General features: G+C 70.1%; 22 protein-coding genes. 12 read left to right on the plus strand and 10 right to left on the minus strand.

Annotated features, from left to right (window positions below):
* Window positions 1-83: 83 nt before the first annotated feature.
* Window positions 84-1,565 (minus strand): serine hydrolase domain-containing protein, encoded by a 1,482-nt coding sequence (locus FAB82_RS25570; protein WP_168801770.1) that lies wholly within the window; start codon window positions 1,563-1,565, stop codon window positions 84-86.
* Between the two features lie 109 nt (window positions 1,566-1,674).
* On the opposite strand from FAB82_RS25570, the gene FAB82_RS25575 reads away from it, so the two are divergent.
* Entirely contained in the window at window positions 1,675-2,352 is a 678-nt protein-coding gene (locus FAB82_RS25575) for a TetR/AcrR family transcriptional regulator (RefSeq protein WP_136537391.1), read from the plus strand.
* Window positions 2,353-2,426: 74 nt separating this feature from the next.
* Here the strand turns inward: FAB82_RS25575 and FAB82_RS25580 are convergent, their stop codons facing one another.
* From FAB82_RS25580 to FAB82_RS25605, 6 genes are all read right to left on the minus strand, one after another.
* Complete coding sequence (locus FAB82_RS25580) at window positions 2,427-4,139, minus strand: DUF2264 domain-containing protein (RefSeq protein ID WP_168801771.1); 1,713 nt, start codon at window positions 4,137-4,139, stop codon at window positions 2,427-2,429.
* Between the two features lie 73 nt (window positions 4,140-4,212).
* Window positions 4,213-5,043, minus strand: coding sequence for an alpha/beta fold hydrolase (locus FAB82_RS25585; RefSeq protein ID WP_136537393.1), 831 nt, complete (start codon window positions 5,041-5,043; stop codon window positions 4,213-4,215).
* Window positions 5,044-5,145: 102 nt separating this feature from the next.
* A complete protein-coding gene (locus FAB82_RS25590) occupies window positions 5,146-5,715 on the minus strand; it encodes a DedA family protein (RefSeq protein ID WP_136537394.1) in 570 nt (189 codons plus the stop codon).
* Between the two features lie 81 nt (window positions 5,716-5,796).
* A complete protein-coding gene (locus FAB82_RS25595) occupies window positions 5,797-8,037 on the minus strand; it encodes an MMPL family transporter (protein WP_136537395.1) in 2,241 nt (746 codons plus the stop codon).
* Window positions 8,038-8,173: 136 nt separating this feature from the next.
* On the minus strand, window positions 8,174-8,791 hold the full coding sequence (locus FAB82_RS25600; RefSeq protein ID WP_136537396.1) for an acyl-CoA-like ligand-binding transcription factor: 618 nt from the start codon (window positions 8,789-8,791) through the stop codon (window positions 8,174-8,176).
* Window positions 8,792-8,864: 73 nt separating this feature from the next.
* A complete protein-coding gene (locus tag FAB82_RS25605; RefSeq protein ID WP_168801772.1) occupies window positions 8,865-9,887 on the minus strand; it encodes a lactonase family protein in 1,023 nt (340 codons plus the stop codon).
* A gap of 72 nt (window positions 9,888-9,959) precedes the next feature.
* Here FAB82_RS25605 and msrB point away from each other — a divergent pair, with 72 nt between their 5' ends.
* The gene (gene msrB / locus FAB82_RS25610) at window positions 9,960-10,355 is read left to right on the plus strand and encodes a peptide-methionine (R)-S-oxide reductase MsrB (RefSeq protein WP_136537398.1); all 396 of its coding nucleotides are present in this window, start codon (window positions 9,960-9,962) and stop codon (window positions 10,353-10,355) included.
* A 94-nt stretch (window positions 10,356-10,449) separates the two neighbouring features.
* On the plus strand, window positions 10,450-11,958 hold the full coding sequence (locus tag FAB82_RS25615; protein ID WP_136537399.1) for a serine/threonine-protein kinase: 1,509 nt from the start codon (window positions 10,450-10,452) through the stop codon (window positions 11,956-11,958).
* A 12-nt stretch (window positions 11,959-11,970) separates the two neighbouring features.
* On the opposite strand, the gene FAB82_RS25620 is transcribed toward FAB82_RS25615, so the two are convergent.
* The gene (locus FAB82_RS25620) at window positions 11,971-12,474 is read right to left on the minus strand and encodes a COG4315 family predicted lipoprotein (RefSeq protein ID WP_136537400.1); all 504 of its coding nucleotides are present in this window, start codon (window positions 12,472-12,474) and stop codon (window positions 11,971-11,973) included.
* A 65-nt stretch (window positions 12,475-12,539) separates the two neighbouring features.
* On the opposite strand from FAB82_RS25620, the gene hrpB reads away from it, so the two are divergent.
* Complete coding sequence (gene hrpB / locus FAB82_RS25625) at window positions 12,540-15,068, plus strand: ATP-dependent helicase HrpB (RefSeq protein ID WP_211116861.1); 2,529 nt, start codon at window positions 12,540-12,542, stop codon at window positions 15,066-15,068.
* Between the two features lie 4 nt (window positions 15,069-15,072).
* On the opposite strand, the gene FAB82_RS25630 is transcribed toward hrpB, so the two are convergent.
* Complete coding sequence (locus tag FAB82_RS25630) at window positions 15,073-15,810, minus strand: M50 family metallopeptidase (RefSeq protein ID WP_211116862.1); 738 nt, start codon at window positions 15,808-15,810, stop codon at window positions 15,073-15,075.
* A 318-nt stretch (window positions 15,811-16,128) separates the two neighbouring features.
* Between FAB82_RS25630 and FAB82_RS25635 the strand changes: the two genes are divergently transcribed.
* The 3 genes from FAB82_RS25635 to FAB82_RS25645 all read left to right on the plus strand — a co-directional run bounded on the left by FAB82_RS25635 (window position 16,129) and on the right by FAB82_RS25645 (window position 18,650).
* Window positions 16,129-16,572 (plus strand): hypothetical protein, encoded by a 444-nt coding sequence (locus FAB82_RS25635; protein WP_136537403.1) that lies wholly within the window; start codon window positions 16,129-16,131, stop codon window positions 16,570-16,572.
* A 98-nt stretch (window positions 16,573-16,670) separates the two neighbouring features.
* A complete protein-coding gene (locus tag FAB82_RS25640) occupies window positions 16,671-17,639 on the plus strand; it encodes a glycoside hydrolase family 16 protein (protein ID WP_136537404.1) in 969 nt (322 codons plus the stop codon).
* The gene (locus tag FAB82_RS25645; RefSeq protein ID WP_136537405.1) at window positions 17,640-18,650 is read left to right on the plus strand and encodes a LacI family DNA-binding transcriptional regulator; all 1,011 of its coding nucleotides are present in this window, start codon (window positions 17,640-17,642) and stop codon (window positions 18,648-18,650) included.
* A 59-nt stretch (window positions 18,651-18,709) separates the two neighbouring features.
* Here the strand turns inward: FAB82_RS25645 and FAB82_RS27325 are convergent, their stop codons facing one another.
* Window positions 18,710-18,853: a GPGG-motif small membrane protein gene (locus FAB82_RS27325; protein WP_168801773.1), complete on the minus strand. Its 144-nt coding sequence runs from the start codon at window positions 18,851-18,853 to the stop codon at window positions 18,710-18,712.
* Window positions 18,854-18,979: 126 nt separating this feature from the next.
* Between FAB82_RS27325 and FAB82_RS25650 the strand changes: the two genes are divergently transcribed.
* The 5 genes from FAB82_RS25650 (at window position 18,980) to FAB82_RS25670 (ending at window position 24,393) form a co-directional block, all read left to right on the plus strand.
* The gene (locus FAB82_RS25650) at window positions 18,980-20,545 is read left to right on the plus strand and encodes a bifunctional 3'-5' exonuclease/DNA polymerase (RefSeq protein ID WP_136537406.1); all 1,566 of its coding nucleotides are present in this window, start codon (window positions 18,980-18,982) and stop codon (window positions 20,543-20,545) included.
* A gap of 174 nt (window positions 20,546-20,719) precedes the next feature.
* Entirely contained in the window at window positions 20,720-21,640 is a 921-nt protein-coding gene (locus FAB82_RS25655) for an ABC transporter ATP-binding protein (protein ID WP_136537407.1), read from the plus strand.
* Complete coding sequence (locus tag FAB82_RS25660; protein ID WP_136537408.1) at window positions 21,637-22,476, plus strand: ABC-2 transporter permease; 840 nt, start codon at window positions 21,637-21,639, stop codon at window positions 22,474-22,476. The genes FAB82_RS25655 and FAB82_RS25660 overlap by 4 nt, the downstream gene beginning before the upstream one ends.
* Before the next feature lie 10 nt (window positions 22,477-22,486).
* The gene (locus FAB82_RS25665) at window positions 22,487-23,713 is read left to right on the plus strand and encodes a sensor histidine kinase (protein ID WP_136537409.1); all 1,227 of its coding nucleotides are present in this window, start codon (window positions 22,487-22,489) and stop codon (window positions 23,711-23,713) included.
* Between the two features lie 5 nt (window positions 23,714-23,718).
* Entirely contained in the window at window positions 23,719-24,393 is a 675-nt protein-coding gene (locus FAB82_RS25670) for a response regulator (protein ID WP_136537410.1), read from the plus strand.
* Window positions 24,394-24,399: the final 6 nt, after the last annotated feature.

A 24,399-nucleotide genomic window follows, 5' to 3' on the forward strand; every position in this document is an offset into this window, starting at 1 on the left:
CAGCGAGATGAACTCGCATTGCCGCCACGTAAAAAAGACCTCACAATGAAGTGAGGTCTTTGTGGGTTCGTGCCGCTGGTCGATCAGCCGCCGGCACTTTCCGGTGCCCTCGCGCCGCGTCGCAATCGGACGGACCCAGCCCAGAGCTTGGCCGCGACTACCGCCAATGCGGCGATGGCGAGGGCCGTCGCCGACCAGGCCACGTCCGGCATCATGAGCGTGAACAGCACCCGGCTCGGCGCCAGACCGGGCAGGGCGACGCCCATCGCATAGGCGAGCGCCAGCCCGCCGACCGCCCAGCAGCCCATGCCGATCCACACCCGCCACGCGGGGACGATGCGCTTGGGGGCCCTGCGGAGGCGCACCAGGGTCCACACGGTCACCAGGGCCGCGGCGGCGAGGAGCGACAGCACGATGGCGAGCGCCCACACGTAGAGCCCGTCCCCTTCGGGCAGTTCGGCCGCTCCCCCGGCGACGATGCGCGCGGCCCCGAAGACCGGGCCGATGAGCGCGCCGTCCTGGAAGTAGCCGTAGGCGTTCTGCGCGATCACCACGGCCCGGTCGAGTTCGGGCAGGAGCACGATGGCCGCGCTGTAGCCGGGGGCGCCGCCGGTGTGAAAGACGGTGGTGGTGCCGAGGTCGGCATTGCCGTCGCCGATCTTCCAGCCGAGTCCGTAGCCGACGCGCTCGTTCATGGCGGCCGCCGGGGTCTGCGCCAGCTCCACCGATTCCGGTTCGAGCACGCGCGTCTCGCCGATCGCGCCCTTGCCGAGCTGCATCATGGCGAAGCGCGCGAGGTCGTCGACCGTGCCGCCGAGGTAGCCGTAGCTGGGGCCGGTCGGGTCGAAGGGGGCGTCGATGGCGGTGGCCTGCCCGAAGACGTAGGCGTGCCCGTCCGGGACCGCCTGCGCCGCTTCGGCGGTGGCGATGGCGCCGTTCATGCCGGTCGGTTCGAGGACGGCCTCGCGCAGGTAGTCCTCGTAGGGCATGCCGGAGACGGCCTGCACGATGGCGCCGAGTACCAGGTAGTTGGCGCTCGCGTACTCGAATTCGGTGCCGGGTTCGGCGAAGGTCTCGGCGACGGCGAGGTCGGCGACGGCCTGGCCGTATGGGTCTTCGGCGGCGTCGAACCGGTCGGTGATGCCGGTGCCCTCGGGGATGCCGCTGGTCTGTTCGAGCAGGTGCCGCACGGTGATCCGGCCGGAGCGGCCTGAGTCGGCGAGGGTGAAGTCGGGCAGGTAGGTCGCGGCGGGTTCGTCGAGGTCGATGCGGCCGTCCTCGACGAGGGTCATGACGGTGGTGGCGGTGACGGGTTTGGCCACCGATCCCCACAGGAACGGGCTGGTCTCGGTGACCGGATCGCCGTTGCCGTCCGTGCCGTGGGCGGCGGTGTGCTCGACGCCGTCGGCCGAGACGACGGCCCAGGCTGCGCCGGGCACGCCATTGCGTTCGAGGCTGGCTTCGATATAGGCGTCGAGGTCGGCGGGCGCCGGCTCGGCGGCGGCGGGTGCCGCGGAGGTGACGATGAGGGCCGCGGTGAGGGCGGCTGTCGCAATGGTGCGCATGGTCGTCCAGGTGGTGGTGTCGGGTGGGTGATGACAGGGTGTGGCCGCAGGGCATATAACCATACGACCATATGGTTTCACGATTACCATACACCTATATGATTATTTGATGCCGAGGACCGCAGACCACGACGTTCGCCGCACCCAGATCGCCGGGGCGGTGCACCGCCTGATCGCCCACGCCGGGCTCGATGCGGCGACGATGGCGGCCGTGGCGCGCGAGGCCGACATGTCGGTGGGCCTGGTGCAGCACTATTTCCGCTCCAAGGACGACCTGCTGCTGTTCGCCTATCGTCGCACCACCGGCGACATGCTCGAACGCGTCGAACACCATGTGGCCGAGGGCGAGGCGGCGCAGCGGACCATCGCCGCGATCCTCCTGACCAGCCTCCAGGAGCTGTGGCCGCTGGACGAGCGGCGGCGGGGCGAGTACCGCATCGGCCGGGCCTTCCACGCCCGCTCGCTGGACAATCCGACGGTCGCGACGGTGGCGCGCGAGACGGCCGCGGCCCTCCGGGCGCAGATCGCCACGGCAGTGAGCAATGGAAAACACTGCGGCGAGGTCGAACTCGGCACCGACGCCGAGGAGGCGGCCGTGCGACTCTCGGCCCTGGTGGACGGTATGGCCGACCAGCTCTATCTCGACCCCGAACGCCCCGTGGGAAACCGCGGCCTCACCGAAGTCGCCGCCGACATCCTCCAGGGCGCTCTCGCCGACGTGTTCAGCGGCGAATGCCACCGCCACGACCCCGACTGGGTCGATCCGGTCGGTCGCCGAACAGATTGAGCAGCCGGGCGCCGGCCTAAGAGGAGTATGGACGCCGTCGATGTGACAGCTGATTCGATTTTGTGTCTGGGCCCTCACCCGGACTCAAGTGCCAATAACTCGGTACCGATATATATCAAAGATTTCAGGACGTGTTTGCCCGGTACGAGGACGCCCCGCAGGACCGGCAGGACCGTGGACGGCCAGTACAGGTGCGTGCCGGGCATCGGCTCGATCAGGGACGCCTCGCGGCCGTCCCCGGCGTCGACGATGCGGCTGCGGATGCCCTGGCTGAGCACGCTGGCCTTGCCCTCACCGGAGTCGGCAACGTGGCCATCGAGCGGGACGCACCAGCCGCCTTCGCCGGTGTAGAGCTCGCGCTCGGTCTCGATGACGTGGACACGGGCGTGCCAGCCGTCGACGGCCGCTTCCAGGGAGGTCGTGACGGTGACGTCCTCCCAGGGCTGCCAGGCGACGGTCAGGACGCCCTTGTCGTCAATGGCCCCGTCTTCGGAGTCCTCGCGGCCTCTCCAGTGGCGCCCGTCCTCCGAGAGCATCAGGGCCCCATCGGGAACCGCGCACTCCAGGCCCGGACCGGCCACCGAGTGGGAGAAACCGGCGAGGGACGAGTAGGCGAACTTGGCGTAGGTCTCCTGGCCGCCGCGCATCTTCGGGCGCCAGGCCTGGCCATTGAGGCGCGTGACATTGCCGCCGGTGTCGCGAATGTGGACGGCGCGGGCGGCCTTGTGGGGCTCGACCACGGGCGCGGGTTCGGCGGCCTCAGTCGTCCAAAACGGGTGTTGCTCCCCCGCCAGCAATCCCGCGAACAGCTTCGTCGCCCACCAAGGGGACCCGGCGGTGAGGTACTGCTCGACCAGCGCGTCGTTGGGGTAGGCGTAACCGACCGTGAGGCGGCCCTCGGGGTCGAGGATGGGCTTGTCCCACCACCAGTCGAGATGACGGCGGGCGAAACCGGCCGCCTCGGCCCACGGAACCGCCTCGACGTTCGCCGCCGCCAAAGCACCCCACAGCGAGCCCTGCGCGAAGCGGTAGCCGAGACTGCGGCCGTACGGGACCGCGGCGCCGTCGGAGGCGAACCAGGACCGGAACTTCTTCGCGAACCCCGACGCGGCCTCGACGTAGCGGTCATCCCCGCAGAGCCGGTAATGCAGCAGCGCATAGGTATGGAACGCGAAGGGGTTGTAGTAGTCGACGCGGCCGCCTTCGCCGTCCTCGAATACCGAGCCGCCGATCTGGAACTCGCCCATGCGCTCCAGGTGGGCGGTGGCGATGGACTTGTCGCGTGCGACGCCGATCCGGTCGAGTCCGTGCCCGGCGAACACCGGGAAGTAATGCCAGTTGGTGTCGGCGACGTCGGTCCGGTAGGCCGCCGAGAGCCAAGTGGAGACATTGTCCTTGGCCTTGGGTGCCAAGGGGTCCCACAGTTTTTCGGGTGCGAGGGCGAGGCCCCAGCCGACCGCGGCGGCCTCGACGCAGCGCTGCGAGGGGTGGACCATGTCGCCCACGTACCAGTCGTCGGCGGGGTCGAGGGACCGGGCGAGGGATTCGGCGAGCGAGGCCCACACGGCCTCGGGGACGGCGTCCTTCGCGGCGGCCAGGCCCCAGAGCGGGCGAGTGAGGAGTTCGAACCAGTTCTCGACGTGGGAGTGGTTGGACATCGTCACGGGTGTCGCGGCGGGTCCGGCCGCCGCCAGCTCGACGGCTGGTCTCCCGATCGCCAACGCGGCGGCCTCCCAGCCGCTGAAGGAGTGTTCCAGTGGGCCGAAGGCGCGCTGTGGTGAAGTCACAACGGCACACGCTATCAATGGCCCGGCGTCACGGCAACCCCACCTAGGATCTGGGAATTCGTGGCGGCGCTGCTCAGGCGGCGGTGAATTCGCGGATCGCCCGAGCCAGTGCGGCGGGTTGGTCGAGCGGAATCAGCGTGCCGGAGTCGGGGATCTCGAGGTAGTCGGCGCCGGGGATGAGCTCGGCCAGGCGGCGGCCGTGGGCCGGGGGCATCATGCGGTCCTCGGCTCCCCAGACGACGAGGGTCGGGTTCGGGAAGGCGGCGAGCTTGTCGGCGGCTTCGAGCATCTCGGTTTTGCGGACGGCGCGGAGGTACTTGGTGAGGTCGGCGCGGACGGCGCGGTCGGTGCGCAGGCGTCCGAACCACTCGTCGGAGAGGTCGTGCGGGACGGTCTTCTCGGTCATGAGCATGAGGCCGGTGCCCGGAATGCGGCGCATGGGGCGCGGCGCGAACGCCAGCGCGAGGAGGAGCAGTCCGCCGGGGATCCTGGCGAGCGCGTCGAGCATGGTGCCGCCACCCTGCGGCGGGTAGTTGTCGAAGGCCTCGCACCCGGCGATGACCATGCGGCCGACCCGTTCGGGTCGTTCGGCGGCGAGCTGCTGGAGGCGGCCGGAGTCGTTCTCGACGAAGACGGTGCGCTCGTCCAGATCGAGTGCATCGGCCAGTTCGCCGATGAGGAGCGCGGCGGTGTGCGGGGAGAGGTCGGCGTCGGGTCGCATGGCGCGGGGGTGGCTCCCGTAGGGCAGGGTCGGGGCGATGACGCGGTGGTCGGTTTCGAGGTCGGCGATGACGTCGCGCCAGACGGTGGCCGATTGGACCAGACCGTGCAGCAGCAGGACCGTCGGTCCGGATCCGGTGTCCTCGTATGAGATCGTGCCGAGGGAGAGCTCGATTGTGGGCATGTTCCGTCCTTTGCTCGATGCTCTTCGCATGGGGTGCGGTCGATCCCGATACTAACGAGTAATAGAGCGGCGGGACGGGTCCGTGGGCCCGCCCCGCTGTGCTCACTGCTCCGGCGCTGGGACCGGCTTTGTTCTGATCCACCAGCCGAGGACGAAGCCTCCGGCGGCGATCGAGGTGATCGTCATGGCCACCGAGAAGACTCCCGCGCCGAAGATCCAGCCGATCAGCAGGCCGAGGCCGACGATGTAGCTGGACCAGGCGATGGCGGCCAGGGCCGCCATTCGGGTGTGGTGGTATTCGGGGGCGCCGGTGGCCGCCCAGGCCAGGGCGGTGCGGCCGGCCGGGACGAACCTGGCGACCAGGGTGGTCAGGTTGGGGTGGCGCGTCAGCGTGGACCGCAGTCGCTCCTCGAGCGCGGCGACCTTGGCAGAGCCGCGGACGCGCCAATGCCAGTTGGCGCGGGCCAGTCGCAGGGTGCGGAACCCGACGACGTCGCCGAGCCAGGAGGACGCGGCCGCCCACAGCACCAAAGCCGCGATGAGGACCCAGTTACCGACGATGAACCCGGCGATGGCCGCGATCGTGGTCGCGCTGGGGACCATCGGGATGAAGAAATCGGCGATGACGAGCGCTGTGAGCACCAGCGCCACCACCGGGAGACTGAACGTCATGTTCGACTCGATGTCTATTAAGGAATTAAGCGGTGGAGAGGCGGGCCGCCCGGGATCGTCCGGGCGGCCCGTCTCGCTTCGTTACCTGTTGGCGCCGACCAGTTCCTTCTCGGACGTCTCGTCCTGGGCGAGGTGCTGCTGGAGCTTCTCGCCTTCGACGTCGACGTTCGGGACGATGCGGTCGAGCCACTTGGGGATCCACCAGGCCGAGCGGCCCAGGAGCGCCATGATCGCCGGGATGACGGCCATGCGGACCACGAAGGCGTCGAAGATGACGGCCGCGGCCAGGCCGAAGCCCATGGAGGCCACCAGGGACTCGGCGCTGAAGATGAACGCGGCGAAGACGCTGATCATGATCAGTGCCGCGGCCACCACGACGCGCGAGGAGTGGCCGTAGCCTTCCTGGATCGCCTCCTTCGGGCTCTTGCCGTGGACGTAGGCCTCGCGGACCCGCGTGACCAGGAAGATCTGGTAGTCCATGGCGAGGCCGAACACCATGCCGATCATCATGATCGGCATCATCGACATGATCGGCCCGGGCTGGTCCACATTGAAGATGTCGGCCAGCCAGCCCCACTGGTAGACCGCGACGAGGGCGCCGAGGGCCGCGAAGACGCTGAGCAGGAACCCGAGTGTCGCCGTGAGCGGCACCAGGATCGAGCGGAACACCAGCAGCAGGATGAGCGCCGCCAGTCCGACGACGATCAGCAGGTACGGGATGAGCGCGTCATTGAGGTTGTCGGAGATGTCGATGTTCAGTGCGGCCGAACCGGTCACCGACCACTCCGCGTCGGTGTCGTCGGCGAGCAGGGCCCGCAGCTCGTGCACCAGGTCGGCGGTCGCCTCGTCGGCCGGGCCGGTTTCGGGGATCACCGAGACCAGCAGCGTGTCGCCGGCCTCGTTCGGGATCGCCTGTCCCACGATCAGGTCCGGGTCGAGCCCGGTGATCTCGTCGGTGACCTCCTGGGCGGCGACCATCGGGTCGGTGCCCTCGGCGAGGTCGCCCACCAGCATGAGCTGGCCGTTGAACCCGGCGCCGAAGCCCTCGCTGATGAGGTCGTACGCCTGCCGCTGGGTGGTCTCCTCGGACTGGCTGCCCGCGTCGGGCAGGCCCAGTTCGAGGTCGGTGGCCGGGTAGGCCAGCGCGCCGAGCCCGAGGATGCCGACCAGTGCGACCAGGATCGGGTGGCGGGTGACGAACCCGCCCCAGCGGCGTCCGCCGTTGGGCTTGGAGTTGTGGACGCCTGCGGCGATGCGGCGGCGCTGGCGGCCGGTGAAGACCCGCTTGCCCGCGAAGCCGGCGAACGCCGGCAGCAGGGTCACGGCGATGAGCACGGCCAGCAGGACGGTCACGGCTGCGGCGATGGCCATCTCTGTGAGGAACGGGATGTTCACGACCATGAGGCCGACCAGGGCGACGATGACGGTGAGCCCGGCGAAGAACACGGCCGAGCCGGAGGTGCCGACGGCGCGGCCCATCGCTTCGGCGCGGGCCTGCTTGTCTTCGACGCGTCCGTCGGCGGCCAGTTCATTGCGGTAGCGCGAGAGGATGAACAGCGCGTAGTCGATGCCGACGGCGAGGCCGATCATCGATGCGAGCGTGCCGGTCGACTCGCTGACGTCCATGAAGGAGGTCGCGGCGAGGATGCCGCTGGTGGTGATGCTGACGCCGAGGACCGCGGTGATGATCGGGAGCCCGGCGCTGAGGAGGGCGCCGAAGGTGATGACCAGGACCAGCAGGGCCACGCCGATGCCGATGAGCTCGGTCGCGCCGGTCTCGGGGACGGCCTGGATCGCGTCGCCGCCGATCTCGGTCTGGAGTCCGGCGTCCTCGGCCTCGGTCTGGACCTCTTCGAGGTACTCGGTGGTCTCCTCGTCGAGTTCCATGCCCGGTTCGGCGTAGGAGACCTGGATGACGGCGATGTTCTGCTCGGGCGAGATCATGCCGATGGGGTTGCCGTCGGGGTCGGTCGCGAACGGGCTGGTGACGCCCGCGGCTCCGAGCTGCGGGGAGGCTTCCATGGCCTCGACCGCGTCATTGATGATGGCCGTGTTGGCTTCGCTGGTGACGGTGTCGCCGTCTTCGGCCGCGAACACGATCTGTGCGCTGGCGCCGTCGGCGTTCATCTCGGGGAAGCGGTCGGCGAGGAGGTCGAAGGCCTCCTGGGATTCGGTTCCCGGAAGGACGAATTCGGGGTTGGTCTCTTGTTGCAGCGTCGCGCCGGCGTATGAGACGCCGCCGACGATGAGGACCCAGATCGCGAGGACGAGCCATCGCAATCTGAAGGATTCTCTGCCCAGACGGTAGAGGAGGGTGGCCACGGTGGGTGCTCCATTCGTGCTTGATCACCGGCTCCGCCTGTACGGGTGTGTGGCGGCGGAGCCGGTCGGGTGGTGTTCGCCGACGTCATCGGCGGCGGGTTTCCTGGTTTCGATCCCGCCTGGGCGGGATCGGGGTCTAGCTATGGGATGTGGTTGTGGGTCCGGTGATGCCCTGGTCGATCAGGGCGAAGGCCTCGGTGATGGCCTCGGCGAGGGTGCGGCCGGCGGGATTGGCGATCCAGTGCTCGTTGGCGGTCTTCATCGCGATGAGCGCGTTGCCGAGCAGCAGCTTCGGCAGCATGTCCTGCGGGTCGGTGCCGGTGGCGTCCGCGACGATGCCGAGGGCCTCCTTGAACAGCTCCATGAACTGCCCGGCCTGGTACTTGATGAGCTGGGGCGAGTTGTGGATGAGTTCCTCGCGGCACTGCATCTGGGTCAGGTCGAACCGGTTGTCCAGGTCCAGTGCGATGCACGAGTCGCGGAACGCGTCCCAGACCCGCTGGTGGGCCACGCGCTCGCGCAGCCCGGCGAGGAGCAGGCCGGTGAGCTCGTTGAAGTCGTAGAGGAAGGCTTCCTCTTTGCTGGGGAAGTAGTTGTGGAAGGTGCGCGTGGAGACCCCGGCCTCGGCGGCGATGGCGTCGGCCGTGACCGCGTCGAGGCTGCCCTTCTCCATGGCGAGGCGGAGCGCGGCCTGGCTGAGGGCCGACTTGGTGGCGGCCTTCTTGCGTTCGCGGAGTCCCCGGACGTCTTCCATGCGGCAACCCTAATCGGGGTTATCGCCGTTTACAAGATTCCTTCAAGGAAATTTTGCACCAACTGCAAGTTTTCTAGGTGAGAGGCGCCACGCTGGAGACGCCGCCGCATTCCCACACCCGCACCGGCGCTTCTGCGCCGTTCGGGTCGACGCGCATTACCACTCCCCCGTGCTGGCACGCCACCAGCAGCGTCCCGTCGTCACCGAGGACCGCGTCACGCGGCCAGGAGGCCCCGACCGGGACGGATCGGATGAGCGCCGGAGCGGCCGGGTCGATGACGGCGACCTGGTCGGTGCCGCGGATGGTCACGTACACGAGGCCGAGCCGGGGGTCGGGCACGACGGCCGCCGGGTAGGGGCGCGGGGCGTCCTCGGGCAGGCCGATGTCCGGCAGGGCCGCCAGGTCGGCGGTGTCGGTGTCGGGCAGGGGGATCGACGGGCCGAACGAGAACGTCCCGAGTCCGGCGTCGAAGGTGCCGACGGCGACGGCGTTGGCCAGTTCCCCGGCGAGCACCGCCCGGTCGTCGATGAAGGCCAGGTGGCGGGGGCCGAAACCGGGTTCGAGCTCGGTGGAGGCCACCGGATCGAGCAGGCCGGCCTCGGTGAGGCGGAACGACCAGATCCGGTCCGAACCGAGGTCGACCACGAGGACGAACCCGCCGTGGCACACGACCTGGTGGGCGTGCGGCCCGGCCTGGCGCTCGGCGTCGGGCCCGGAGCCCACGAGTTTGTGGACGACGGTGGACTCGCCGAGCGAGCCGTCCGCCTCGATCGGGAAGACCGCGACCGATCCGCCGCCGGCGCTGCCGTAGTTGGCCGCCAGGAACCAGCGCCCGCTCGGATCGACGGCGGCATGGCACGGATTGTCCCCGCCGGTCGGGCGCGAGGCCCCGTTCCGGTCCAGGGTGAAGTCGGGTCCGAGGCGCCACGACGCCGCGTATCCCGGCTCGGTCTCGGTGAGGGAGTACACCGCCGAGTCGGTGACGCTCACCCACGAGGGGTTCACCACCGCCGCTGGAGTGCCGAGTCCGTCCGGCCCGGCGACCACCAGTCCGGGGCCGCCTTCGGTCGTGTAGTCGCCCAAGAGGTACCGCATGGACCCGATCATAGTGCGCCGCCCGACCGGCGGCACCGGCTCGCCGTCCCGAACCGACCTAGACTCGTAGGCATGAGCGATGACCAGTGGCGCGAGAAGCTGACCAAGGACGAATATCGAGTGCTGCGGCAGGCCGGCACCGAGGCGCCGTGGACCGGCGAGTACGTCGACGAGAAACGCCGCGGCGTCTACCGCTGCCGCGCCTGCAATGCCGAACTGTTCGCCTCCGACACCAAGTTCGACTCCCAATGCGGGTGGCCCTCCTTCTGGACCCCGATGGCCGGCGACCGCGTCCAGCTCATCGAGGACCGCAGCGCCGGCATGGTCCGGACCGAGGTGCGCTGCGCCAACTGCGAATCGCACCTGGGCCACGTCTTCTATGGCGAGGGCTGGGACAACCCCGAGGACGCCCGCTTCTGCATCAACTCCATCAGCCTGACCCTCGAACCGGAGTCTGCCGAGGGCTGAGCGGTGCTGGACCGGTGCCCGTCCCACGAATGCGGGCGGCCGCTAAGCTCACCTCTGCACACCCTTCCCCCACAAAAGCGAAGAGAGGGCCGAGGTGGAACTCGGAGCACTGATCGCGGGCCGTTACCGCGTGGAAGAACGGCTCGCAGCCGGAGGCATGGGCGAGGTGTGGCGCGGCACCGACATGCGGCTGAACCGCACCGTGGCCATTAAACTACTCCACTCGGGACTGTCCAGCAACGACCGGTTCCGGGCCCGCTTCCACCAGGAGGCCCAGGCCGTCGCCGCGCTCCAGTCGCCCGGCATCGTCGGGCTCTACGACTACGGTGAGGAGGACTCTCGCGAGGGCGTCGTCTCCTACCTCATCATGGAGCTGGTGCGCGGCCGCTCGCTCGCCGACATCATCTCCGAGCGAGGACGCCTGTCCCCCGCCGAGACGATGAAGATCGTGGCCACCGCGGCCGAGGCGCTCGACGTGGCCCACCAGGCCAACATCATCCACCGCGACATCAAACCCGCGAACCTGCTGGTGGACGAGACCGGCGCGGCCAAGATCGTCGACTTCGGCATCGCCGCGGGCGCCGCCCAGGCCGGGCTCACCGAGACCGGCACCGTCATGGGCACACTCGCCTACGCCTCCCCGGAGCAGCTCCAGGGCTCGCAGCTGACCGGCGCGACCGACATCTACTCGCTCGGCATCGTCGCCTACCACTGCCTGGCCGGCCGGCCCCCGTTCTCCTCCGCCGAACCGACCGCGGCCATCACCGGCCACCTCACCGGCACTCCCGCGCCACTGCCTCCCGACGTGCCCGCCCCAATCGCTCAGATCGTCATGCGCTGCCTGGTCAAGGACCCGCGCCAGCGCTTCGGCTCGGCCGGCGAACTCGCCCAGGTCTGCCGCTCCGGCGGCGCGGGCGGCACTGGGGGGACCACCGCGATCCTCCCGCCCGCCAACCCCTCCCCCGCCACCCGGCCCATCGCCGGAGGCATGGCGCCCGGCATGGCCCCCGCGAGCACCCAGATCATGGGCCAGAACGACTACAGCTCGCCGCCGAACGAGCGGCCCCTGCCGCCGCCGCGCGAACCGGAGGAGTCGCGCCGCAGCCCGGCCGTGCCGCTGGTCCTGACGCTGGTGGGGGTCCTGATCCTGGTGGTGGCACTGATGATCTGGCGGCCATGGGAGAAAGCCGAGGACACCCAGGCCGGTGGCAACGACCTCGCGACCACCGCCGAGGCGTCCCCGTCCGATGAAGGCGAGGACGAGGGCGAGGAGACCACCGAGGACTCCGAAGACGAGGGCCAAGAGGAGCCGGAACCGTCCACCGCCGAAGAGACCACCGAGGAGGAGTCCGAGGAGCCCGAGACGCCCACCGCGGTCCTCCCGGATGTGATCGGCTACGACCTCCAAGACGCGGTCGACGAGCTCCACGGACTCGGATTCACCGACGTCACGGTGTATTTCGTGGACGGCGAAACCGATGGGGAACTCTGCCTCGTCACCCAGCAGGAACTGTCGGGCGAAGGCGGCGTCGGCGAAGAGACGCCGCTCGACAGCGCGATCCAGCTCTACTACTACCCCGACGAGGCGAACTGCAACGCCTGACCCGGTACCTCACTACCCGGAGACGGCGTTGCCGTCGGCGTCCAAGACGAACCAGGCGTCATTGACGTTCTGGCCGCCCACGTCACCGGGAGCGACGTCGCTCGCCCAGTAGTACAGCGGGTGGCCGCCGTAGGTCACCTGGGTCTTGCCGTCGTTGCGCCCGGTCGTGCCGACCAGGCCGTCATCGAGGTCGTCTCCCTCGATGGCGGGATCACCCTCCGTCAGCAGCGGCGGCCACTGGCTCTCACAAGTGTCGTAGCAGGTCGAGGTCCCGGCGGTGTCCGCCGTGAACAGATACAGGCTCATGCCCGCGCCGTCGACCACGATCGGGCCGAGCGACGAGTCCGCCACGGACAGCGTCGCAGCATCGACCGCTTCGGAGGTGCCGCCGTCGGTTCGGCCGTACCCGCCGCCACCGGTGTCGGTACCGTCGCATCCGGCCAGTGCCGAGGCACCGAGCAGGATACCGGTCGCGGTAGCGGCGAAAACGCCGCGGATTTTCAATGTCCTACCCATATATCGACGCTATGCCTTACACCCCGTCCCGTCCGGCGAACGGGCCTCCTCGTCACCAAGCCACAATGTTCGACATGCCGGTCCTTCCCGAACTGCCGATCCGAGCCTCACTCCCCGAGCTGCTGCGCGCCGTCGAACGCACCGGGACGGCCGTGCTCGCCGCCCCGCCCGGCACCGGTAAGACCACGCTCGCGCCGCTGGCGCTGGCCGGGCTCCTGGATGACGGGGACCGGCCGCGCAGGGTGCTGGTGGCCGAGCCGAGACGGCTCGCGACCCGCGCGGCGGCGACCAGGATGGCGGCGATCCTCGGCGAGAAGGTCGGCGAGCGCGTGGGTTATCAGATCCGGGGCGACTCCCGGCGTTCGGCGGCCACCCGCGTCGAGGTCGTGACCACCGGGGTCCTGCTCAACCGGCTTCTGGCCGACCCCGAGCTCCCCGGCGTCGACGCGGTGATGCTCGACGAGTGCCACGAGCGGCATCTGGAGACCGACACCGCCTGCGCGTTCCTCATCGAGACCCGGCAGGTGCTGCGGCCCGACCTGGCGATCGTGGCCGCCTCGGCGACCGCCGACGTGGCCCTGTGGACCTCCCTGCTCGACGGCGCCCCGGCGATCGCCTCCGAGCCGATGCGCCACCCCGTCCAGATGCACTGGGCCCCGCCGAAAGAGCGCATTTCCCCGCCCGAAGGACTGCGGGTCGACCGCCGCTTCCTGGCCCACGTCGCGCACGTGGTCGACCGGGCGCTGGCCGCCGATGAGGGCGACGTGCTGTGCTTCCTCCCCGGCGCCGGCGAGATTCGGCGGGTCGCCGAACAACTCGCTTACCTCGATGTCGATATACATCAGTTGCACGGATCGGTGTCGCCCGCCGAACAGGACGCGGCCATGCGCCCCGGTAGGCGGCGCAGGGTGGTGCTGTCCACCGACATCGCCGAGTCGAGCCTGACGGTGCCGGGGGTGCGGATCGTGGTGGACGCCGGTCTGGCGCGGCGCCCGATCATCGACCACGCGCGCGGTCTGCCGGGCCTGACCACGACCACGGCGTCGCGGGCCTCCTGCGCACAGCGAGCGGGCCGGGCCGGTCGCGAGGCCCCGGGCGCGGTGTGGCGGTGCTGGAGCGAGGCCGAGCACGTGCGGCGCCCCGCCCAGCCGACGCCGGACGTGGCCTCGTCGGATCTGACTTCCTTTGCACTGCAAGCGGCCTGCTGGGGCACACCGGTGGCGGACCTGGCCCTGCCGGGGCAGCCGCCGACCGGAGCGCTGGAGGCCGCCGAGACGACGCTGACCTCACTGGGGGCGATCGAGGAGGACGGTACCGCGACCGCGCGGGGCCGGGCCCTGGCCAAGGTGGGCCTGCACCCGAGGCTGGCGCGGGCGCTCATCGACGGCGCCGCGCGAGTGGGGACCGAGAAGGCCGCGGAGGTCGCGGCGCTCCTCGGACTCGACGGCCGGGGCCGGGGCGACGACCTCCTGGCCGAATGGCGACGCCTGCGCTCGACTCGGGACCGGCAGTGGCAGAGCGAGGTCAAGCGGCTGAAACGCGGCGCGCCCGACGTCGAGAGGCACGTGAGCGACGACGAGGCGGCCGCGACGGTGATCGCCCTGGCGTTCCCCGAGCGGGTGGCGAAACGAACGGGGCAGGGGACGGCGCCCGCGCCGGTGCGCGGCACACGGCGGGGTCCATCGCAGTCCGGGCCGCCGCTCGCCCCGGGCCAGTGGCTGACGGTGGCCGGGACCGGGGCGGTCATCGCCGAGGGATCGTCGCTGGCGGGAAGCGAATGGCTGGCCATCGCCGACGCCGACCGCTCCCCCGTCCGCGCCGCGGCGATGATCCGGGCCGCCGTCCCGATCGACGGCGATCTCGCCCGCGAGCTCATCGGCGCCACCCGCACGAAGCGGGTGGAGTGGGACGCCGAGCGGCGCGACGTGGTCGCCCGGGAGGTGACCGCGCTCGGCGCGATCGAACTGGCGTCGAAGCCCCTGGCCAGACCGGAGCCGGCCCTGATCGGCGCCGCCCTCGCCGAGGGCCTGCGCGCCGAAGGGCTCGGTCTCCTGCGCTGGTCCGAGGACACGAAGCGGCTGCGGGCCCGGATGGCGTTCTGCCACCGGCAGATCGGAGACCCGTGGGTCGACGTGAGCGATGCGGCGCTGCTGGCCGGTACCGACTGGCTGGAGCCGTGGTGGTCGCGCGCTCGGCGCCGCTCCGACCTGGAGAAGCTGCCGGTGGGCCAGGCGCTGCGGAACCTGCTGCCCTGGCAGGCCGGGATCGACGAGACGGCGCCGGAGGCACTCGCGGTGCCGTCGGGCCGCCAGGCACGGGTGGACTACACCGAGGAGGGCCCGGTACTGGCCGTCAAGCTGCAGGAGATGTTCGGCGCCACCGATACGCCGCGCATCGCCGGGGCGCCGGTCCGGCTGCACCTGCTCAGTCCGGCGGGGCGGCCGCTCGCCGTGACCGCCGACCTCAAGTCGTTCTGGGAGGGCCCGTACCAGCAGGTGCGCAAGGAGATGCGCGGCCGGTACCCGAAGCATCCGTGGCCCGAGGACCCGTATTCGATGGAGGCGACCGCCAAGACGAAGCGGCGCTTGGGATAAGGCCCTAGACCGACTGGAGCCAGCCCCAGTCCTCGACGGGCAGCAGCAGCCAGGTCCCCCAGATGGCGGCCGCGATGGTCGCCAGGGAGAACAGGAATATCCAGCCTCCCGCGGGAAGCGCGGTGATGCCCGCGAGCTGGTCGGCGTCCGAGGCGCCGGAGCCGCGACCCCGGCGGCGGCGCGCCCCCAGTTCGAGGACCGGCTTGACGGCGCCGAGCAGCAGCAGCCACGCGCCCACATACGCCGCGACGGTCTGCACGATCGCATTGCCGTACCAGGTCGCGGCGAACACGCCCGCGCCGACCACCAGCAGCGCCAGGGCGCCATACCAGTTGCGGATGAACGCCAGCATGATCGCCAGCGAGATCAGGGTGATCCACAGCAGCGCCACGATGTAGCCGGCGCCGGTGAGGGCAGCCGCGCCGAGACCGATGGCGGCCGGAGCGATGTAGCCGGCGAAGAGCGTCATGGCCGCACCGAAGCCGGTGGGCTTGCCGCGCGAGAACGTCAGTCCCGAGGTGTCGGCGTGGAGGCGGATGCCGGTGAGGCGGCGGCGCATGAGGACTGCCATGAGCGCATGGCCGCCTTCGTGGGCGATGGTCACCAGTCCGCGGCTCCAGCGCCACACCGGCGCGTACAGCACCATCGCGGCGGCGGCCGCGAGGCAGCCGAGCATGACGCCGACCGGAGGGGCGGTCTGGGTCTGCGTGAGTTTGTCGATGACGGTCTCGAAGAATTCCACAGGGCCTCGCGGTGCTTGAAGAAAGGGGTGTAAATGGCGCGCGGTGAAGAATAACCATACGGGCCCACCCGTCGCCCACCCCCACCCGAATCGGAGTGAACTCTGCATCGTCCACCCGTCGCTCCCACCCCCCACCCGTACCGGAGTGAACACTGCATCAAAGAGCCGCCTCTCCCGCCACCACCCGAACCGAGGTGAAGCCGGTCCCCGCCGTCACCCGTTCGGGTCGCCGGGACCCGAACCCGAGGGAACGCTTTCCGGGCCGGACGTATGGTAGAAGGGGAAGATGAGGCACCTCCTGATGGAAGGACGGCCCACATGGGCACGGACGACCGCCCTGATCCGCATCTGAGCTTCCTCGAACTGACCGATCAGATCGTCGAAGACCTGGCGATGCACAACCTCAAGGCCCGCGAGAAGCTGCGGGAGGGGATCGCCTGGCTGGAGGCCCGCCGCGCCGACGCGTCCACCGCCGAGAACGCCGACATCGAGATCCTCCTCGCCCAATGCCATGACGGGTTGCGGCGCATGGAGTCCCTGCGCAACACCTATCAGGACGTGCGCGCGATCAATGCCGCCGCCCACGCGGAGCACATCGAGTGGCTGGAGAAGCGGATGCTCGGCGGCACCGAGTCCCCTGAGGAGCTGCGGGCGCGGTCGCGGCGGTTGGCGCGGTTGCGGACAGAGCGTCAGGACCGCCTCAATGAGCTGCGCGAGCACAGCCGCGAACGGCAGGAACGGCGCCCTGAACTCGACGACTGAATTGTCGATATTGACACATTTAGATGAGTTGCGGTAGAAAGAGGTTGTCCTCCTTCGAGAGAGCGCTCTCTCGATCCCACTCCACCTTGGGAGCAACCATGTCCACCGTCCAGCCATCCACGGCGGGGGCCGCACCCCGCAGACGCCGCCACCTCCTCATCGCCGCACTTGGCGCCTGCGCCGCACTCGGCGCCAGCGCCCTCGCCGCGACCGACGCGGGCGCCGACCCCGCGCCTCCCGAAGCGGCACAGGAATGGAACCTGACCTGGTCCGACGAGTTCGACGGCGCCGCCGGATCGCAGCCGTCCACTGACGACTGGCAGTACGACCTCGGGCACGGCTACCCCGGCGGCCCCGACAACTGGGGCACCGGCGAGATCGCCGCGCACACCGACGACCCGTCCAATATCGCTTTCGACGGCGAGGGGCACCTGTCGATCACCGCCCTGCGCGACGAAGCCGGCGCGTGGACCTCGGCGCGCATCGAGACCGCCCGCACCGACTTCCGGCCCGGCGAGGGCGGGGCCCTGCGCGTCGAGGGCCGACTCCAACTCCCCCAGGTCACCGGGGACGCCGCACTCGGCTACTGGCCCGCGTTCTGGGCGCTCGGCTCGCCCTATCGGGGCAACTACCAGAACTGGCCGGGCGTCGGCGAGTTCGACTTCCTGGAGAACGTCAACGGCCTGGACTGGGCGTTCGGAACCCTCCACTGCGGCACCGCCCCCGGCGGTCCGTGCAATGAGAACAACGGTCTAGCGGGCGAGACCTATTGCGGCGGTTCGTGCCACGACGGCTTCCACACCTATGCCTTCGAGTGGGACGAGTCCGGCGAGACCGCACAGCTGCGCTGGTACGTCGACGACGAGCAGTACCACTCGATCTCGGAGGCCGACCTGCCCGCCGACACGTGGGCGCAGCTGGCCGACCACGCCGGCTACTTCATCCTGCTGAACCTCGCCATCGGCGGCGCCTTCCCCGACGGCGTCTCGGGGACCGTGACGCCGACCGCCGCGACCGAGCCGGGCCACTCGATGCTGGTCGACTTCGTCCGGGTGTACAACCGGTAGATGGCAAACACTGATCACGGTCGGCCCACGTTGGAGGCCGTCGCCGCGCGGGCGGGCGTCTCACGCGCGACGGTCTCGCGGGTCGTCAACGGGCAGACCACGGTCGACCCGGGCCTGCGCCGGTCCGTCGAGGCCGCCGCCGCCGAACTGGGCTACGTGCCCCACGCGGCGGCGCGCAGCCTGGTCACCCGCCGGACCGACTCGGTCGCCCTGATCGTGCCCGAGTCGCCGACGCGGGTGTTCTCCGACGACCCGTTCTTCCCCGGCGTCATCCGGGGGGTCGCGGCAGAGCTCGAAGCGGAGGGAAAGCTGCTGGTGCTCATGACCACCGGGACGAGCACCTCGCACCGGCGGGTCGAGCGCTACGCGGCGGGCGGGCACGTCGACGGCGTCATGTTCGCCTCCGTCCACGACGACGACCCGCTGCCGGGCCTCGTCGCGCGCGGCGGCGTCCCGGTGGTGTGCAACGGGGCCGTGCCGGGACTGGATGCCCCGTATGTCGACGTCGACCACGTCGGCGGGGTCCGGCTCGCGGTGGAGCACCTGATCGCACAGGGTCGGGGGACGATAGCGACGATCGCCGGCCCCCAGGACATGGTGGCCGGGCGGCAGCGGCTGAACGGCTATATGGCCACACTGGCCGAGGCCGGACGGCAGCCCGTCCTCGCCGTCGGCGACTTCACCCACGAGTCGGGGGCGGCGACCATGCGGCGACTACTGGTCTCCGAGCCCGAACTCGACGCGGTCTTCGCCGCCTCTGACCTCATGGCCCAGGGGGCGCTCGCCGCTCTGCGCGCGGCGGGCCGGTCGGTTCCCGGCGACGTGGCGGTGATCGGCTTCGACGACATCACCTCGGCCTCCTATTCGGATCCGCCGCTGACCACGGTCCGCCAGCCGATCACCGAGATCGGCCGGACCATGGCGCGGAAGATGTTGAGCCTGCTGGAGGGTGAGGCGGTGGCGGCCGAGACGATCCTGCCGACCGAGCTGATCGTGCGCGAATCCGCCTGACCGCGGAGAGGAGGGCGTGCGAAACCGCACGCCCTCGCTCGCGGTCCCGGGGCTCGGGATCACGTGAACAGGCTGACACCCCCGGGTCCGACGAGTAGGCCGACGACGATGAAGACGATGCCCATCAGCAGTCGGCCGCGGAAGATGGTGTATATGCCGTAGACGACCAGGATGACCGCCAGAATCCACAGAATCATTTCCATGTGAGACGGTTACCCGCCCGCGCCCGGATCATGTTGCCGCGGCGCGTTTAATTGCGAGTCGATCGAGCTCGGCCGCCGTGCCCGCTTCGGACGCGGAATGTCGCACCCGCGTGCTCCACTTGAGGTATGACGGTCGCCGTAGTGCCCGGCCGGGGCGCCGAGGGGTGGACCATGAGCCTGCCCGGCGGGAGCATGGACTACCACGCCGACCTGGCCGCCGCCGTCACCGCGATCGAGGCCGAGCGCTCGCCGCGCTGGGTCATGGCCGAGGCCGCCCGCGACTATCCGCCGCTGCTGGAGGCCGGGGCGAGGCTCGGCCGGTGCCGGGACCTGCGGCTGTCCGAGCGAATCCTCTCGCGTGCCGAGGAGCACGAGGCACCTGCCCATGTCATCGAGACCGACCCCGACGCCGGGACCCTGTTCGAGCGCGAGCCCGAACCGGTCGACGGCCCGGCCATCCTCACCCGGCTCCAGGCCGTCTGGCTCGACCAGCAGCGCCGCGTGCGGGCCACCGAGATCCCGGGGCTCGGCATGCTCCTGGCGGCCGAATCCGCCGGCGGGCTCATCGCCGCCGAGATGAGCCGCACCGGTGTCCCCTTCGACACCGGCGTCCACGACGAACTCCTGCGCGAGCTGCTCGGCCCCCGCCCGGCGAAGGGCATGCGTCCGCGCAAACTCCAGGCCCTGGCGGACAAGGTGACCGACGCGTTCGGCCACCAGCTCAACCCCGACTCGACCAAGCAGGTCCTGGCGGCCTTCCACGCCGCCGGACTCGACGTCAAGACCACCCACCACTGGGAGCTCAAGGACGTCGACCACCCGGCCGTCGAGGCGCTCAAGATCTACAGGGAACACGCCCGGGTGTGGGGCGCGTTCGGCTGGAACTGGGCCGATGACTGGATTACGGAAGGCCGCTTCAAGCCCGTGTACATCGTCGGCGGCGCCGACACCGGCCGCTGGGGCACCGACGGCGGTGGCGCCCTCCAACTCCCCCACGCCGTCCGCGAGGCCATCCGGGCCGAACCGGGCTGGAAGCTCGTCGCCGCCGACGCCGCCCAGCTGGAGCCGCGCCTGCTCGCGGCGATCTCCGGCGACGAGGCCATGATCGCCGCCACCGTCGCCGACGACCTCTACACCGAGCTCGCCCCCGACCTCGGCGGCCAGCGCTCCAAGGCCAAGATCGCACTCATCTCCGCGATGTACGGCGGCATGGCCGGCGACGCGGCGGCCCTGGTCGCGCTCATGCGCGAGCGGTTCCCGGCGGCGTTCGACAAGGTCGAGTCCGCCGCGCGCATCGGTGAGAAGGGCGGCATCGTCCGCACCTGGCTGGGCCGCACCGTCCCGCTGCCGGGCCCGCGCTGGTGGTCGGACCTCAACTCCGAGAAGGGCGTCCAGGTGGCCAGAGGCCGGGGCCGGTTCACCCGCAACTTCATCGTGCAGGGCACCGCCGCCGAGTGGGCGCTCGTCGTGCTGGCGCTGCTGCGGCGGCGCCTGCATGAGGACGGCCTCGGTGAGCTCGTGTTCTACCTGCACGACGAGGTCATGGTGCACTGCCCGGCCGAGCACGCCGAGGCGGTGTCGGCGGCGATCGAGGCGGCCGCCGATGAGGCCACCCGGACCCTGTTCGGCGATATACCGGTGCGCATCCCCTTGCGGCCGAAGATCGTCGACAGCTACGCGGAGGCGAAGTAAGCACACCACGATCTATGCTCCGGCGATACGGCACACTCGCCCGGTTTCGTCGCTCACGCCACGTTCGTCCCCGGTTCCCCGCCGCGAGTCGTAGTACCGCGGTAGGAGGAGGCGGCCGCAAGTTCCGACCCAAACCCGATGGGAGAGCGACACGATCGCCGTACCGTTCAGACCATGATCGAAATCGAGCACTTGACGAAGCGCTACGGCAAGAAGACGGCCGTGAACGATCTGACGTTCACCGTCAAGCCGGGCGCCGTGACCGGATTCCTCGGCCCGAACGGGGCCGGGAAGTCCACCACGATGCGCACCATCATGGGCCTGGACGCGCCGACCGCCGGTATCGCCCGCGTCAACGGGAAGCACTACTCGGACTTCCGGGCCCCGCTGACCGAAGTCGGCGCCCTGCTGGAGGCCAAGTCGGTCCACTCCGGGCGCAGCGCCTACAAGCACCTGCTGGCCCTCGCCCACACACATGGGATCCCGAAGCGGCGCGTCCGCGAGGTGCTCGACACCGTCGGCCTGACCGAGGTGGCGGGCAAGCGAGTCGGCGGCTTCAGCCTCGGCATGGGCCAGCGGCTCGGCATCGCCGTCGCCCTGCTGGGCGACCCGGCCGTGCTGATCCTGGACGAGCCGGTCAACGGCCTCGACCCAGACGGCGTGCGCTGGATCCGCGAGCTCCTCAAGGGACTGGCCGCCGAGGGGCGCACCGTGTTCCTGTCCTCGCACCTGATGAGCGAGCTGGCCCAGACCGCCGAGCACCTGATCGTGATCGGACAGGGCAAGCTCCTGGCCGACACCACCGTCGACGCGTTCGTCAACAGTCGCGGCGCCTCCGTCCGGGTGGTCTCGCCCGAGTCCGCCAAGTTGGCCGAGACCCTCCAGGGGCCCGGCATCACCGTCACCAGCCCGGAGTCGGGCGTGCTGCTCATCGAGGGCACCGAGGCCGCGGTGGTCGGCGAGGCCGCCGCAGCGCACGGGGTCGTCCTGCACGAACTGCGGGCCGAGCACGCCTCGCTCGAGGACGTGTTCATGGAGATCACCGCCGGAACCGTCGAATACCACCAGAGCCAGGAAGGGGTGGCCGCGAAATGACCGCCGCAACCATGACCGACAGCCCGGCGATCTTCACGCCGCGAAGCGAGTACAAGCTCAGCGGCATCGGGCTGCTGCGCAGCGAGTGGACCAAGTTCTGGTCGCTTCGCTCCAGTTGGATCGTGCTGCTGTGCGCGGCCGTGTTCGCCGCCGGCATCGGCCTCGCCGTGGCCGCCACCTACAGCAACGTCGGGGACCAGGGGTCGATCCCCGCGGACCTGCGGGCCGAAGCCGCGCTCGGGACCACCATGTTCGGGGTGGCGCTCAGCTCGATGTTCGTCGCCGTGCTCGGCGTCCTCGCGATCACCGGCGAGTACTCGACCGGGTCGATCAGGTCCACGATGTCGGCCGCACCCAAGCGCCTCAGCGTGCTGTGGGCGAAGGCGGCCGTCTTCGGCGCTGTCGTCATCGTCATGTACACCGCGATGGTGTTCGTGACCTTCTTCGCGGCCAACGCGCTGCTGTCGGGCACCGACCTCGCCGGAGTGTCGCTCGGCGACGAGAACGTGGTGCGGGCCCTGTTCGGCTACGTCGCCATGGTCGCCTATCTGGGCCTGCTCGGCCTCGGCATCGGCGCGATCCTGCGCAACTCGGCCGGTTCGATCGGCTTCTACGTCGGCGTCATCATGATCCTGCCGAACCTGGCGACGCTCCTGCCGTGGAACTGGGTCTCGGATGTGGTTCCCTACACGCCCGGCAATGTCGTCAACTCGATCGCCTACATCGACACCAGCGGCCTGGACCTGTCGTACGGCGAGTCGTGGCTGTGGATGGGCATCTGGCTGCTCGTGACCTACGGTCTCGCGGCGTTCATGCTCAAGCGCCGAGACGTGTGAGAATGCTGCCGTGACAGGCGGCGTGAACCTCCCCCAGAAGCGGGGACTGTGGCAGCGGATGTCGGAGTATGACTCCCGGCATCCGCTGCTTTGGAATCTCCTCCCGATTGCGTTTTACGTCTTCGTTACCGGGCTGGCCATGATCGCCAGCAGTGACGCGCTTCGGCACCCGCTGCTTCAGGTCGCCGTGACGGTCGTCCTCATCGGCTCGCTTGCATGGCGACGCAGATACCCGTTCACGGTGGTGATGGTCCAGCAGGTAGGGCTCCCGTTCATCGTCGTCCTCGATCTGTCCGGCACAGACGCCGCACTCCTGGCCTCCGCCGGTGCCGTCGGATTCATCATGTCCCTCTTCAACCTGGTGCTGCGCAGCCCGGTGAAACTGGTATGGCTGGGCGTCGGTGTCTCGATGCTCGGATCGTTCGCCGACTGGTGGGCGAATGAACCCTCGCATTCGGCTCTCGCGCTGCTGGGAACCGTGTTCGAGTCGGCCTCCGTCATCGGACTCGTCGTAGCCATCGGCGCCCTGGTGCGGACGCGGCGGAACTATCAGGAATCGAATCGCGAACAGCACGCCCGCGAGGCGGTGGCCGAGGAGCGCACCCGCATCGCCCGCGAGATGCACGACATCATCGGGCACAACCTGGCGGTCATCAACGCGCTCGCGGACGGCGGCGCCTACGCGGCGAAGTCCTCACCGGACCAGGCCAAGCAGGCGCTCGAGGCGATCGGGCGGACCAGCCGGGAGGCCCTGGGCGAGCTGCGCCGGGTCCTGTCGGTCCTGCAGTCCGACGACGACACCGAGCTGGAGATGGCCCCGCAGCCGGGACTCGCGGAGCTGCCGGTGCTGGTGGAGCGCGTCCGGGAGGCCGGGCTGCCGGTGATGCTGCGGACCTCGGGCGAGCCGTGGGCGATGTCGGAGAACCAGCAGCTGGCGGTGTACCGGACCGTCCAGGAGGCACTGACCAATGTGTTCAAGCACGCCTCGGGCAACCGCCGAGCCGAAGTGTCGCTGGATTATCGCGACGACGGGCTCGGCGTCATCGTCACGAACTCGGGTTCCCATGTCGTGGGCAGTGGGGCGAATCGCGGTCTGGCGGGGCTGGCCGAGCGCGCCGCGGCCTTCGACGGGACAATGACGGCCGGGCCGCAGTCGGTCGGGGGCTGGCGGGTGGCCCTGTGGATGCCGAAGAACGGTTCGGATTCCGGCCCACAAGCTTCGCCGAGTGAGGGATAGACACCGTGACCACGTTGCTCATCGTCGATGACCACCCCTTGCAGCGCATGGGGTTTCGCATGCTGGTGGAGAGCCAGTCCGACTTCACGGTGCTCGGGGAGGCCGACAACGGCGCCGACGCGGTGCGCCGCGCCGCCGAGCTGGGGCCCGATGTGGTCCTGATGGACGTGCGCATGCCGGGTCTGGACGGCATCGAGGCGACCCGGCGGATCATCGCCTCCGGCGGGCGCAGCCGGGTGCTGGTGCTGACCACTTTCGACCTGGACGAGTACGCCTATGCGGCGCTGCGGGCCGGGGCGAGCGGGTTCCTGGTGAAGGACGCCCAGCCCGAGGAGCTGCTGGCCGGCATCCGGGTCGTGGCGGCCGGCGACGCGGTCGTCGCGCCGAAGCTGACCCGGCGCCTGCTGGACCGCTTCGCCGACCAGTTCCCGGTCGAGGGCGAGCAGGACACGGGTGCCGCCCACGCCAAACTGGAGGTCCTGACCGAACGCGAACGCGAGGTCCTGACGGCGGTCGGCAAGGGCTGGAACAATACCGAGATCGCCGAGCGCTTCCACCTCGCCGAGTCGACCGTGAAGACCCACATCGGCCGCATACTCGCCAAGATCGAGGCCAGGGACCGGGTGCAGGCGGTCATCTTCGCCTACAACACCGGCCTGGTGAACCCTGAGAACCGGTGAGGCCGT

Source organism: Glycomyces buryatensis, assembly GCF_004912275.1.
Taxonomy (GTDB): domain Bacteria; phylum Actinomycetota; class Actinomycetes; order Mycobacteriales; family Micromonosporaceae; genus Glycomyces; species Glycomyces buryatensis.

Excerpts from the sequence above, each read along its gene's own strand:
- FAB82_RS25655 (WP_136537407.1), top strand. The coding sequence starts at position 20,720 with ATGATCGAAATCGAGCACTTGACGAAGCGCTACGGCAAGAAGACGGCC.
- FAB82_RS25570 (WP_168801770.1), bottom strand. The coding sequence starts at position 1,565 with ATGCGCACCATTGCGACAGCCGCCCTCACCGCGGCCCTCATCGTCACC.
- FAB82_RS25605 (WP_168801772.1), bottom strand. The coding sequence starts at position 9,887 with ATGCGGTACCTCTTGGGCGACTACACGACCGAAGGCGGCCCCGGACTG.
- FAB82_RS25635 (WP_136537403.1), top strand. The coding sequence starts at position 16,129 with ATGGGCACGGACGACCGCCCTGATCCGCATCTGAGCTTCCTCGAACTG.
- FAB82_RS25640 (WP_136537404.1), top strand. The coding sequence starts at position 16,671 with ATGTCCACCGTCCAGCCATCCACGGCGGGGGCCGCACCCCGCAGACGC.
- FAB82_RS25620 (WP_136537400.1), bottom strand. The coding sequence starts at position 12,474 with ATGGGTAGGACATTGAAAATCCGCGGCGTTTTCGCCGCTACCGCGACC.
- FAB82_RS25660 (WP_136537408.1), top strand. The coding sequence starts at position 21,637 with ATGACCGCCGCAACCATGACCGACAGCCCGGCGATCTTCACGCCGCGA.
- FAB82_RS25590 (WP_136537394.1), bottom strand. The coding sequence starts at position 5,715 with ATGACGTTCAGTCTCCCGGTGGTGGCGCTGGTGCTCACAGCGCTCGTC.
- FAB82_RS25585 (WP_136537393.1), bottom strand. The coding sequence starts at position 5,043 with ATGCCCACAATCGAGCTCTCCCTCGGCACGATCTCATACGAGGACACC.
- FAB82_RS27325 (WP_168801773.1), bottom strand. The coding sequence starts at position 18,853 with ATGGAAATGATTCTGTGGATTCTGGCGGTCATCCTGGTCGTCTACGGC.
- FAB82_RS25645 (WP_136537405.1), top strand. The coding sequence starts at position 17,640 with ATGGCAAACACTGATCACGGTCGGCCCACGTTGGAGGCCGTCGCCGCG.
- FAB82_RS25575 (WP_136537391.1), top strand. The coding sequence starts at position 1,675 with ATGCCGAGGACCGCAGACCACGACGTTCGCCGCACCCAGATCGCCGGG.
- FAB82_RS25650 (WP_136537406.1), top strand. The coding sequence starts at position 18,980 with ATGACGGTCGCCGTAGTGCCCGGCCGGGGCGCCGAGGGGTGGACCATG.
- hrpB (WP_211116861.1), top strand. The coding sequence starts at position 12,540 with ATGTTCGACATGCCGGTCCTTCCCGAACTGCCGATCCGAGCCTCACTC.
- msrB (WP_136537398.1), top strand. The coding sequence starts at position 9,960 with ATGAGCGATGACCAGTGGCGCGAGAAGCTGACCAAGGACGAATATCGA.
- FAB82_RS25600 (WP_136537396.1), bottom strand. The coding sequence starts at position 8,791 with ATGGAAGACGTCCGGGGACTCCGCGAACGCAAGAAGGCCGCCACCAAG.